At 69.2% G+C, this 11,821-nt stretch carries 12 protein-coding genes; 4 read left to right on the top strand and 8 right to left on the bottom strand.

Features of this window, described 5'->3' with window-relative positions; genetic code table 11:
* Positions 1–87: 87 nt before the first annotated feature.
* Positions 88–660 carry a ClpP family protease gene (locus ACZ3HV_RS25215; protein ID WP_465687423.1) on the top strand — a complete coding sequence of 191 codons (573 nt, stop codon included), beginning with the start codon at positions 88–90 and terminating at the stop codon, positions 658–660.
* Here the strand turns inward: ACZ3HV_RS25215 and ACZ3HV_RS25220 are convergent.
* Entirely contained in the window at positions 632–1,801 is a 1,170-nt protein-coding gene (locus ACZ3HV_RS25220) for a trans-sulfuration enzyme family protein (protein ID WP_465687424.1), read from the bottom strand. The genes ACZ3HV_RS25215 and ACZ3HV_RS25220 overlap by 29 nt on opposite strands.
* Positions 1,802–2,176: 375 nt before the next feature.
* Between ACZ3HV_RS25220 and ACZ3HV_RS25225 the strand changes: the two genes are divergently transcribed.
* Positions 2,177–2,674: an Lrp/AsnC family transcriptional regulator gene (locus ACZ3HV_RS25225; RefSeq protein WP_360361120.1), complete on the top strand. Its 498-nt coding sequence runs from the start codon at positions 2,177–2,179 to the stop codon at positions 2,672–2,674.
* Here ACZ3HV_RS25225 and ACZ3HV_RS25230 read toward each other — a convergent pair.
* From ACZ3HV_RS25230 to ACZ3HV_RS25240, 3 genes are read right to left on the bottom strand one after another with little or no spacing between them, the layout of a single operon-like run.
* A complete protein-coding gene (locus ACZ3HV_RS25230; RefSeq protein WP_465687425.1) occupies positions 2,671–3,690 on the bottom strand; it encodes an LLM class flavin-dependent oxidoreductase in 1,020 nt (339 codons plus the stop codon). The two genes, ACZ3HV_RS25225 and ACZ3HV_RS25230, sit on opposite strands and share 4 nt — an antisense overlap.
* Positions 3,691–3,720: 30 nt before the next feature.
* Positions 3,721–4,248, bottom strand: coding sequence for an NADPH-dependent FMN reductase (locus ACZ3HV_RS25235; RefSeq protein WP_465687426.1), 528 nt, complete (start codon positions 4,246–4,248; stop codon positions 3,721–3,723).
* Between the two features lie 34 nt (positions 4,249–4,282).
* Entirely contained in the window at positions 4,283–5,440 is a 1,158-nt protein-coding gene (locus ACZ3HV_RS25240; RefSeq protein ID WP_465687427.1) for a M4 family metallopeptidase, read from the bottom strand.
* Positions 5,441–5,595: 155 nt separating this feature from the next.
* On the opposite strand from ACZ3HV_RS25240, the gene ACZ3HV_RS25245 reads away from it, so the two are divergent.
* The gene (locus tag ACZ3HV_RS25245; protein ID WP_465687428.1) at positions 5,596–7,833 is read left to right on the top strand and encodes a HelD family protein; all 2,238 of its coding nucleotides are present in this window, start codon (positions 5,596–5,598) and stop codon (positions 7,831–7,833) included.
* Here the strand turns inward: ACZ3HV_RS25245 and ACZ3HV_RS25250 are convergent.
* Genes ACZ3HV_RS25250 through ACZ3HV_RS25260 form a run of 3 tightly spaced genes read right to left on the bottom strand, consistent with a single transcriptional unit; the run spans position 7,830 to position 10,406 of the window.
* On the bottom strand, positions 7,830–8,009 hold the full coding sequence (locus ACZ3HV_RS25250; RefSeq protein WP_465687429.1) for a DUF5808 domain-containing protein: 180 nt from the start codon (positions 8,007–8,009) through the stop codon (positions 7,830–7,832). The two genes, ACZ3HV_RS25245 and ACZ3HV_RS25250, sit on opposite strands and share 4 nt — an antisense overlap.
* 24 nt (positions 8,010–8,033) lie before the next feature.
* Positions 8,034–8,618 (bottom strand): hypothetical protein, encoded by a 585-nt coding sequence (locus tag ACZ3HV_RS25255; protein ID WP_465687430.1) that lies wholly within the window; start codon positions 8,616–8,618, stop codon positions 8,034–8,036.
* A gap of 9 nt (positions 8,619–8,627) precedes the next feature.
* Positions 8,628–10,406, bottom strand: coding sequence for a histidinol-phosphatase (locus ACZ3HV_RS25260; RefSeq protein ID WP_465687431.1), 1,779 nt, complete (start codon positions 10,404–10,406; stop codon positions 8,628–8,630).
* Positions 10,407–10,539: 133 nt separating this feature from the next.
* Between ACZ3HV_RS25260 and ACZ3HV_RS25265 the strand changes: the two genes are divergently transcribed.
* The gene (locus tag ACZ3HV_RS25265) at positions 10,540–11,280 is read left to right on the top strand and encodes a M23 family metallopeptidase (protein WP_465687432.1); all 741 of its coding nucleotides are present in this window, start codon (positions 10,540–10,542) and stop codon (positions 11,278–11,280) included.
* On the opposite strand, the gene ACZ3HV_RS25270 is transcribed toward ACZ3HV_RS25265, so the two are convergent.
* On the bottom strand, positions 11,216–11,818 hold the full coding sequence (locus ACZ3HV_RS25270) for a hypothetical protein (protein WP_465687433.1): 603 nt from the start codon (positions 11,816–11,818) through the stop codon (positions 11,216–11,218). The two genes, ACZ3HV_RS25265 and ACZ3HV_RS25270, sit on opposite strands and share 65 nt — an antisense overlap.
* Positions 11,819–11,821: the final 3 nt, after the last annotated feature.

An 11,821-nucleotide genomic window follows, 5' to 3' on the forward strand; every position in this document is an offset into this window, starting at 1 on the left:
GCCATCCCGGCCGGGTCTGCAGTGGGCAGATCTGCCACGGGCAGATTCCTGACCACTTCCGGACGCTCCGCCCGCAGGCTGGGGAGCATGAGCGAGCTACCGAACAACCTGGACCGGCACATCTACGAGCGACTGCTGTGGCAGCGCATCCTCGTCCTCGGCGACGAGATCAAGGACGAGAACGCCAACGCGCTGTGCGCCCAGCTGATCCTGCTGAACGCCGAGGACCCGAAGGCGGACATCTCGCTCTACATCAACTCCCCCGGCGGCTCCGTGTCGGCCGGGCTGGCGATCTACGACACGATGAACTTCATCAGCAACGACGTGGCGACGTACGCGATGGGGATGGTCGCGTCGATGGGGCAGGTGCTGCTGACGTGTGGCACGCCCGGGAAGCGGTACGCGCTGCCGCACGCACGGATCATGATGCATCAGCCGACGGGTGGCATGGGAGGTACGGCGAGTGACATCAAGGTGCAGGCCGAACAGGCGATCAAGGCGCGGGAGGACCTCGCCCACCTGATCGCCGACCGCACCGGGCAGTCGCTCGACCGCATCACCACCGACTTCGACCGGGACCGCTGGTTCACCCCCGAAGCCGCCCGCGACTACGGCATCATCGACCGGGTTCTCACCCGACCGGTCGCAGTACCTGGCTAAATGCCTGCTGGAGATCAGATGTGAGGTCCTCTGGGTCTTCGAGGCCGAGGCTGAGGCGGAGGAGGCCTTCGGGCGGCTTGGCCTCGGGGGCGACCAGGCGGTGGGTGACTGCCGCCGGATGCTGGATCAGGGTGTCCACGCCGCCGAGTGAGACCGCGTGGGTGATCAGGCGGAGGGACGAGGCGACGCGGGCGGCGGCGGGGTAGCCGTCCGCGAGGGTGAAGGCCAGGACCGCGCCTGGGCCGGCTTGCTGGCGGCCGATGAGTCCCTGCTCGTCGGACAGTCCCGGGTAATACACCCGCTCGACGGCGGGCTGAGCCGAGAGCCAGTCGGCGACTTTGATGGCGGTGGCCTGCTGCGCCCGTACTCGAACTGGCAGCGTCTGCAGTCCCCTGTGCAGTTCGTACGCCGCCAACGGGTGCAGCAGACCACCTGTCACCGCGCGGATCTGCCGAAGCCGGCCGACCCACTCCACGCCGGCCGCGACGACGCCTCCCATGACGTCGCCATGACCACCGAGGTACTTGGTTGCCGAGTGCAACACCAGGCTCGCCCCGTGCCGCGCCGGCTGCTGCAGGACCGGGGTCGCGAAGGTGTTGTCCACCAGCACGGGTACGTCGCCCGCCTGGCGCACCACCGCCGAGATATCCACAAGGTCCACGGTCGGGTTGGCCGGCGTCTCCACGATCACGAGGCCGGTATCGGCCCGGACGGCCGAGCCGACGTCCGTGACCTCCGCCCAGGTGACCGTTGTCCCCAGGAGGCCTGTGGATAACAAGTGGTCGGATCCGCCGTACAGCGGTCGTACGGCGACCACATGTGGACGGCCCGCGGCGACGGCAGCGAGGAGGCAGGCGGTGAGCGCGGCCATGCCGGAGCCGAACGCGACCGCGCCGTCGCAGTGCTCGAGCTCGGCCAGGGCGTCCTCGAAGCGAGCGACGGTCGGGTTCCACAGCCGCTGGTAGACGAGGCTGCCGCCGTCCGGACCGCGGCCCTCCGCAAGCGCGTCGTACGACGTCCCGCCGGTGTCCACCGAGGGGAGCGGGTAGGTCGTGGACAGGTCGATCGGCGGAACGTGGACGCCGAGAGCGGTCAGGTCGTCGCGGCCGGCGTGCACCGACCGGGTGTCGAACTGGGTCATGGGGCCTCCCGGCCTGGACTGAGGAGCGGAGGGAGCGCAGCGACTGGAGCGACGAGGGAAGGCCGGGAGCAAAGCCCCATGACCCGCCGAGCCGGAGGCGAGGCCAAAAGCACAGTCATGGGGCCTCCCGGCCTGGACTGAGGAGCGGAGGGAGCGCAGCGACTGGAGCGACGAGGGAAGGCCGGGAGTAAAGCCCCATGACCCGCCGAGCCGGGGGCGAGGCCAAAAACACGGTCATCCGTGGCCTCCTCCACAGCTGCGGTCGAGGTCGAGGATGGAATCTTCTGCGGACTGAGTGCAATAGTTCCGAAGAAAGTTCATCCACAGGCCTGTCCACACGCTGTGGATTCTGTGGACGCGCTCTACAGTGGTGCCATGCCGAAGGATCGTCGGAGCCCCGGACCGGCCCCGCGGCCGCTGCCCGGCGGGCTCGACGAGGTGGATCGGGAGCTGGTCCGGCTGCTCGCCGCCGACGGCCGGATGCCGAACAACGCTCTCGCCGAGGCGACCGGCATCGCGCCGTCGACCTGCCTGACGCGGGTGCGTTCGTTGCGCGAGCGCGGAGTGATCCGCGGGTTCCACGCCGACGTGGATCTGGGCGCGCTCGGTCAGCCGCTGCAGGCGCTGGTCGCGATCCGGATCGGCGCGCACTCACGCGACGAGATCGACCGGTTCCGTCGCAAAGTCCCAGGGCTACCGGGGGTGCTGTCGCTCTTCCACGTCAGCGGCGCGAACGACTACCTGTTGCACGTGTCAGCCGCGTCACCGGACGCGCTGCGCGAATTCGTGCTGGACCACCTGACCGCGGATCCAGCCGTGGTGCACGCCGAGACGAGCCTGATCTTCGAGCACGTCCGGGGTGCTGGGGGCTAGCGCGGCTTCAGGCCCCAGGCGCCGGCCAGGAGCTCGAACGAGTGACGGCGCTCCGCCGGGTCGTGGATGTTGGTCGTGATGATGAGTTCGTCGGCGCCGGCCGAGTTCGCTCGGCGGCTCAGGTCGGCGACCACCTGCTCGGGGGTGCCGACTGAGACCAGGCCGGCCCATTCCTCGACGGCGGCGAGCTCGCCGTCCGACCACGGGTAGGCCTCGGCCTCCTCCGGGGACGGCAGCGGGCCCGGGCGGCCGGAGCGGAGGCGGAGCATCGACAGCGCGTTGGCGCGGGCGAGTTGCTGGGCCCGCTCCTCGGTGTCCGAAACGATCGCGGCGAGCGCCAGGATCGCGTGCGGCTCGGACTCGTGCTCGAACCGCTGGAAGTTCGTCTTGTACTCCGAGATGACACCGGCCGGATCGAGGGTCCCGAAGTGACCGGCGTACGCGAACCCGGTCCCGAGGATGGCGGCCGCCTGACCGCCGTACGTGCTGGAACCGAGGATCCAGACCGGCGGCAGCGGTACGTCGTCCGGCTGGGCCGAGATCGGCTCGAAGGGGTGGCCGGCCGGGAAGCCTTCGGCGTACGCGCGGAGTTCGGCGTACTGCTCGGTGAAGTCGTCGGCGCCGAGCGCCTCCCGGCTGCGACGCAGGGCGAGCGCGGTGCGCTGGTCGGTGCCGGGGGCTCGGCCGATGCCGAGGTCGATGCGGTCCGGATACAGACCGGCCAGGACGCGGAACGTCTCGGCAACCTTGAGCGGTGAGTGGTTCGGCAGCATGATGCCGCCGGAGCCGACCCGGATGCTGGAGGTGGCGGCGGCGACGGCCGCGATCATCACCTCAGGGCTCGTGCTGACCACGCTGGGGATGTTGTGGTGCTCGGCCAGCCAGTACCGGTGGTAGCCGGCGGCCTCGGCGGTGCGGGCCAGTTCGAGCGTCTCGAGCAGCGCTTGCGACGGCCGCGAGCCGGTCGGCACCGGCGAGAGGTCGAGCACGGACAGGGGCATCGGTTCGGCTGTCACGTTCAATCAGCAACCGCGAGCGATCGCGACCTATTCCGGGTACGGCGTTTGCGCTCGAGCGTCACGGAGACAGCGCGCCCACCAGGCGAGCTGACGGAGCAGTGCGGCGGCGGCACCCGGCGTCGTGGGGTCGACCGGCTCGCCGGCCGGAGTGAAGTCGGTCTCGTGGAAGCCGAGGGTGTCGCGGATCGTGACCGCGTGCAGCTCGCCGAAGACCAGGCGGAGCTGCTCGGCCGCACGCACGCCGCCCGATCGGCCGCCGTACACCACGAATGCGACCGGCTTGCCGTACCAAGGCCGCCGTACGGCGTCGATCGCGGTCTTCAGGTCGCCCGGATACGCGTGGTTGTACTCTGCCGTGACGATCACCACCGCATCCGCATCCACGATCCGGCGTGGCAGGTCCGCGAGGCCGACTGCGTTCAGATCGACCAGGTCGAGCTTGAACTCGTCGCTGCGCTCGACCTGTTGGGCGAACCACTGCGTCACCAGCGTCCCGAACCGCCCGGCGTCCAGGTTGCGCGTCAGCAGTGCCAGCCGCAGCGGATGAACAGTCACGCGGGCGACGCTAATACCTCAACAGGACTTGAGGTCAATCCTTGTCTTTCACTGTGGGCGGCAGGGAGGGTGGAGTGCTGGGTTGCAGCTCGGTCTGGGCGGCGGACATGAGATCGGGCTGAGCGGTGGTCTCAGGTTCTTCGGGTGTCTCAGGTTCGTCGGAGGTCGCGCCGGGGAGGACGCCGACGGTTTGCCAGGCCTCGGTGACGGCGGCGAGTTGGTCGGAGTCCTCGCCGTACAGCTGGCGTGCGCTGGCCTGGGTTGCCTCGGCGAAGTCTTGGAAGGTGCTGGTCTCGGAAAGCCCGCCTGAGGTCAGCGTGGTGTACCAGATCTTGCCGGCATCGTCGTACGCGTTGCCGCCGATGGCCGCGGCGGTCAGGTAGAAGGCGCGGTTGGGGATACCGGAGTTCAGGTGGACGCCACCGTTGTCGTTATCGGTCTCGATGTAGCCGGACATGTGGTCGGGCTGTGGGTCCTTGCCGAGTCGCGGGTCGTCGTACGCCGTTCCCGGGGCCTTCATCGAGCGGAGTGCGACACCCTGGACGGTGGGCATGAACAAGCCTGCGCCGATCAGCCAGTCGGCCTCTTCGGTGCTCTGACCGAGGTGATGCTGCTTGGCGAGGGAGCCGAAGACGTCGGAGATGCTCTCGTTCAGCGCCCCCGACTGGCCTTCGTACGCGAGGTTCGCGGTGTACTGCGTGACGCCGTGGGTGAGCTCGTGTCCGGTGACGTCGACCGACCCCGTGAAACCGGCGAAGATCTCGCCGTCCCCGTCACCGAAGACCATCTGCGCGCCGTCCCAGAACGCGTTCGAGTACCCACGGTCGTAGTGCACGGTCGACGTGAGCACGAGTCCCTGGCCGTCGATCGAGTCGCGGCCGAAGCATTCGCTGAACATTTTCCAGGTCGCGCCGGTCCCGTCGTACGCCTGGTTCACGGCCTCGTCCTGGACCGGGTCCTCACCTTCGGCGCGGGCCGGAGTGCCGGGCAGGTTCGTCTCGTGTTCAGCGTCGTACACAGCGCGTTGCAGGCCGCCGGCCTCGGTCGCCCGAGCGAGCCCGGCGGCGGGGCGTGTTCGCAGTACGGCGTCGTGCTGCAGCGACTGCCGGAACCGGGCACGGAGGTTGGGGTCGTCCACGGTGCTCGCGAGCTGCTCGAGCAGGTACGGCGGGACGATGTAGTGGGACACCATCCCCCGATGGTGCACCACGGGGGCGATCCCGGGACAGAGCGCGGTACAGAAAAGCCGCTGGAGGAGATAAACTCAAGGATTTGTTGGCTGCTACTGGAAATACCGAAATGTGGCCTGATAACCAACGGGACGTATTTTAACACAAGGGGTAGGAATTGCCGAATCCGGTCCACGCCGAACAGGCGCACCTGACCACGTTCTACGCCGCGCTGGACGCCGAGCGCGAGCGAGCCGAACAGCGCGCGAACGACGCCCAACTGGTCCAGACCCGCAACGCCCAGGCCCTGCACCAGCGCGACGGCCGGATCCGTGATCTCAAGCTGCGCCAGGCCCGGCTGAACGCGGCCGAGGAGGGGCTGTACTTCGGCCGCCTCGACAGCGCCGACGGCGAGATCCTGCACCTCGGCCGGATCGGGTTGCACGACGCGGACTACGAACCCCTGCTGGTCGACTGGCGTGCCCCCGCCGCGCGGCCGTTCTACGTCGCGACCGCGGTGGCGAACCACGGCATCGTCCGGCGCCGGCACATCCAGACCCGGCTGCGGAAAGTGGTCGACGTCCAGGACGAGCAGCTCGACCTGGAGCGGGACGCCGTAGACGCGTCCAAGCCCGGCACCGGCGTGATCGGCGAGGCCGTCCTGCTGAAGGCGCTGGAGGCCCGCCGGACCGGCCGGATGGAGTCGATCGTGCAGACGATCCAGGCAGACCAGGACCGGATCATCCGCTCCGAGCTGCCCGGAATCCTGGTCGTCCAAGGCGGTCCGGGGACCGGAAAGACCGCGATCGCGTTGCACCGGGCCGCATTTCTGCTTTACACGCATCGTGAGCAACTGGAAAAGCGCGGAATTCTCGTCGTCGGGCCGAATGCGGCGTTCCTGCGGTTCATCGGCCAGGTGCTGCCGTCACTCGGCGAGGACGGCGTCCGCCTCGTCACGATCGCCGAGCTGTACCCGGGCCTGACCGCGACCCGGCCGGAGACGCCGGAGAGCGCCGAGGTCAAGGGCCGCACGGTGATGGCCGAGGTGGTCGCGAAGGCGGTCGCCGACCGGCAGTGGCTCCCGGACCGCCCGATCCACGTCACCGTCGACCGGACCGAGCTCCGCCTCGAACCGTCCGTCTGCCTGGCAGCGCAGACCAGGGCCCGCAACCGGAACCTCACGCACAACCAGGCCCGCCCGTTCTTCCAGACCGAGATGGTCGACCACCTGACGAACCAGTACGCCGAACTGATCGGCATCGACCCGCTCGACGGCGAGATGATCCTCGACGAGTACGACCTCGCCGAACTGCGCAAGGAGGTGCTGGCCGAGCCCGCGATCCAAGCGCTCCTCGATCAGCTCTGGCCGCTGCTCAGCCCGCGAAAGCTCCTCGAGGATCTGTACGGCGACGAGGATCGGCTGGCGCTGGCCGCGCCGCAGTTGAGCGCACTCGAGCGGGAGCATCTCCTGCGGTACGGCGATGACTGGAGTCCGTCCGACGTGCCACTGCTCGACGAGGCAGCCGAGTTGCTCGGCGACGACGGCACCGAGGCGGCGCGCGAACGGGCGGCCCGTGCGCGGGCGGTCGCCTACGCACAGGGCGCGCTCGACGTGCTGTCCGGTTCGGGTTCGACCGACTTCGACGATGACGACGACGCGGAGATCCTGACCGCGAAGGACATCCTCGACGCCGAGGCGCTGGCCGAGCGGTACGAGGCGGACGACGACCGCACGCTGGCGGATCGGGCCGCGGCCGATCGGCGCTGGACGTACGGGCACGTGATCGTGGACGAGGCGCAGGAGCTGACCCCGATGGCGTGGCGGGCGATCGCGCGCCGCTGTCCGCTGCGCTCGATGACCGTGGTCGGCGACGTCGCGCAGACCGGTGCTATCGGCGGCGGGACGAGCTGGTCGGCCGCACTCGGCGAGACGTTCGGCGATCGCTGGCGGCTGGCCGAGCTCACCCTGAACTACCGCACCCCGGCCGAGGTGATGGATCTCGCTCAGGACGTCTTGCGAGCGGTCGATCCGTCCGCGCGGGCACCACAGTCGGTACGGTCGACCGGCGTGAAGCCGTGGCACGCCGACGTACCCGCGCCCGAGCAGGCGTTGTACGTCGACAAGATCGCCGCCGAGGAGACGCAGTACGGACAGGTCGGGATCATCACGTCCCGCAGCCGGCTCGAACTCGTCCAGGAGGCAGTCGCGAACCTCACCGGCGTCACGGTTCTCAGCGCCCGCGAGGCGAAGGGCCTCGAGTTCGACTCCGTCCTCGTCGTCGACCCCGACGGCATCGTGATCGAGTCACCCCGCGGCCTCCGCGACCTGTACGTCGCCCTCACCCGCTGCACCCAACGACTAGGCGTCATCGGCGAGTTGCCCGACGTCCTGCGGGACTCGACTGCGTGGAGCTAGTTCTTCGGATGCCGGCCGAAGAGCCGAGCCAAGTTGAGGTCGTAGCCCCAGCCGAGGACCTTCGGAGTGAACAACCGCGGGTCGTCGGGATTCCACCAGCGTGACCTTGTCCGGTCCAAGGTCGGGCGTCGCCAGTCATACGGGACGCCGAGGAACTTTCCGGTCTTACTGCCCATGCTCCGACAGTAGCTCGCTGTGCGTCAGTGGTCGGCGCAGCACTTCTGTTGGTGTTGGAGTTCGAAGGGGATGAGTAGATCGCCGGCGGCTGGTTGGACCTGGAGGACCAGGCGGCCGTCGCGGCGTAGTGGGCGGAGGAAGTCGAGGGTGTCGATCAACGTGTCGTCCTCGATGGACACACCGCCGAGGCCTTCCAGGTGGTCGATGCCGCAGCGGGTGCGGAGCTCGGCGGCGGGCAGTACGCCGTGGCCCAGCTCGTGACCGGGCCAGCGGACCACGCGTCCCGTCGTACCCAGGGCTGCTTCGACGGCGGCGACGTACGCGCCGCGGACGAGACGGCTCGGGCCGGCCAGCTCCGGCTCGGAGGCACCAGGTCGCGTGATGGCCAGACCGACGTCCCGCCCGGCGACCGCCGACCGGATCGGTTCGGCCAGGTCGGCGGTGCTGGTGAGTGACACCGCCACGTGCGGCCGGTCGGCGCCTGACACCATAGCTGGAATCATATGAGTGCAGGCGACGACCGGCTGGTCCACGGCGTCGAGCAGGTCGTACAGCAGGTGGTCGGCCGCGGCCGTGTCCTGGCTGTCCGCGTCGATCGCGATGATCACGTCAGGTCCCTACTTCGGCAGCACCCAGATCGGGTTGGTGTAGAACCACAGGTCGACCCACGGGTCCGCATCGCCGACCACGTCCAGCTGGGGTCCGGCCGGGTCGACCGCCGCACCGAGGTAGCCGGGCTGGCTACGGTGCCCGTCGGAACCGCGGACGCGCACGTAGTGCGCCTCCTCCGCCTTGCCCAGCGGGTACACGAGCTCGAAGGTGCCGCGCTTACCCGAGGTGTCCCACTGCTTGACGACCTTCGTGTTCGGCGTGGTGAACGTGTCGCGATCGCTGACCGGGCCGGTCACCGAGCCCCTGATCACGTCGACTCGGTTCAGCGTCGGCACGAAGTTTGCCCAGTTCGGGACGGTCTGCGTAGTGATGCGTACGACGAGTTCGACCGGTCGGCCCTTGCGCACGACCAGCGCGCCTCCGAGCGGTTCGCCGTACCGCTTGCCGACCTCGCGGACCTCGACCTCGACGCCCTTGACGAGCGCACCGTGATCGACCCAGACGCGACCGTTGCGCAGGCCATCCATCACCGACAGGTAGTCGCGCTGGTCGGCGCCGACGTGCGTGCGGCTGTAGAAGCCCGGCCAGAAGTCGCTCGCTGTCGAGTTGACCGCGTTGCCGTAGACCGGGTCCATGTAGCGGCCGTCGCGGTCGAACTGCTCCTGGGAGGAGCCGTCGGGCCGGCGGGAGGTCTCGTTCCAGTTCACGTGTGAGTCGGAGTTGGCGCTGATCCACCACGGCTTGCCCTCGGCGAGCAGGCTGTCCCACAGGCCGCCGACGGTCGCCGTCATCCAGTCGAAGCCGCCCCAGGTGCGGTAGCTCTCGGCCGGGTAGCCGGGGAACGAGTTCGGGTTCGGCGCGTTGCCGTAGAGGCCGCGCGGGCCGCCCGCGCCGATCCCCTTCGGCAGACCGCCGGCCTGGTGGCCGGGCGCGCCCTCGAACCCGACCGCGATCCGCGGGTCGGCGTCCCGCCAGTTGCGGATCTCGTGCGGGCTGTCGATGCCGTTGCGGGCCGGGTGGTTGGCCAGGAACAGCGCGTCCGCGACGCGGCGCTTGTCGACCTGCTGGCCGAGCCACTGGATGCCTGACACCGCGAGCGCCTCATTGGCAGGCGAGTTCGCGCCCGCGTTGTTCACGCTGCCGTCGTAGCTGTTCTCGAACTGCTTGAGTACGTCGACCTCGCGGCTGCCCGGGGCGACGAAGACCGTGCCGTGCTCGGCGGCCGGGATGTTCCACTCCAGTCCCTGGAAGATCAGGGTGTTCTTGAGCTCCGACCGTGCTGCCTTGATCTGCGGGTTGACCAGGTCGACGCCGATCCGGGCGTGCGTCGCACCGCCGTGGTCGGTGATCACCAGCCAGTCCAGGCCGAACGCCGCCGCGTGCCGAGCCTGGTCGATCACCCGGTACATGCCGTCGGAGCTGAGCTGGGTGTGGATGTGGTGGTCGCCGGCCAGCCAGACGTTCGGGCGGTTGCCGTGCTTGAACACGAACCCGTCCTTCGGCGCGGTCGCCGCCGCGAACTGCGCGCCACTGACCGCGAGCGCTGCCGTACCTCCGAGGATGCCCGCCGACCGCAACAACCCCCGGCGGGTCACCTCAGCCGGCGACAGATCACTGTCCGGCACCGACTCGTCCAACGCCGCCAGCGTCGACGCGTCCAGCTCGCCGTTCGGATGGTGATGGTCCTCCCCATGACTGTGCCCGTGCCCGTGCCCATGACTGTGCCCGTGCCCATGCCCATGACCGTGCCCATAACCGTGCGAGTGGTCGTGCGAGTGCCCCATGTGTGTGTCCTCCTGGCCGGCGGAAATCCGCCGGGATCATCGCCCGTTCTGATGACCACCAGGTGTTGTCCCGATGAACCATTCAGCCCTTGTGCGACCCGTTCGCAGGAGCGGCTCGGCGTACGCTGTGGCGATGCGTTCGGCCCGGATGGTCTGGCTGGTGGCTGTGGCACTCGCCGCGGTCACCGGTTGCGCGACCACCGAGGGCGACCAGGCAGGTCCGGCTCCCGCGAGTCCGTCTCCGACGCCAAGTGCTTCGCTGACCCGGCGCCCGACCCCGAGCCCGACACCACCCCCGAGCCCGCCACCGCCCGCGAGGCCGACACCGACCCCGACGATCCAGGTTCCGCCGCGGTACATGTTCCCGATCGCGGGGTGCCGGGCGGATGCTTCGCAGGAGCATCACGACTACCCGGCGTCGGACATCTTCGCGAAGGCCGGGTGCCGGTTTGTGGCGCCGGTGGACGGGCGGGTTGACGAGGTGACGCGGGTGGATCGGTGGGATCCGAAGACGAACGTGGGGGCCGATCGGGGTGGGTTGTCGGTGTCGGTCGTGGGGGTTGATGGGGTGCGGTACTACGGGTCGCACTTGTCGGCGATCGCGGCGGGGATCCGGCCTGGGGTAGCCGTGCGTGCCGGGCAGACGCTTGGGCTGACGGGGAAGACCGGGAGTGCTCGCGTCACCCCGCCGCATCTGCATTTTGCGATCAGCTGGCCGACGACCGCGGGTAAGTGGTGGATTCGGCGTGGTGTCGTGCCGCCGCAGGCGTTCCTCAACAGTTGGCACGACGGCGGCCAGCTCTCACCCGTTACGTTGACCGCGAGGACGCGGCGCTCGTACGGCGTCGATCGCGGGTGCCGGTCGTACTGCTGATCGCGAACGCCGCGCCGAGCATCGCTCCACCTAGCGGCATCAGATCCAGCTGTGCGCTGATCACGATGAAGCCGGCCAGGAGGAGAACCGGCGACCAGATCGTCAGGTGGTGTTCGATGGTCAGGAGTACAGCGAGGGTCAGCAAGCCGGCCAGGAACAGGATCGGGCCCAGCGTCTGGAGCGGCTCGTAGATGGCCAGGTGGCCCGGCCATCCGTCGTACTCGAGCCTGACGCGCGACATGTCGGCGTGGTCCTCGGCGCGGAAGCCGACGATCAGGTCGGTCAGGATGACGCGGACGAAGGCCGCAACGCCGATGAGGCCGACGACCAGGGCCGCGGTGGCGAGTGGGCGGCGACGGGTGAGAGTGCGCCGGGCTAGCAACAGGACGGCGCCGAACAGCAGGAGGCCGACCAGGAACAGGAGGTGACCACTGGTCCAAGCCAGTCCGGGGCCGCGGTCGCCGTTCGCGCCGTCGATCAGGCGGATGATGCCGTAGGCAACGAATAGGCCGCCGGCGGTGAGGCCGAGTTTCTTCATACC

The organism is Kribbella sp. NPDC020701 (assembly GCF_055562215.1).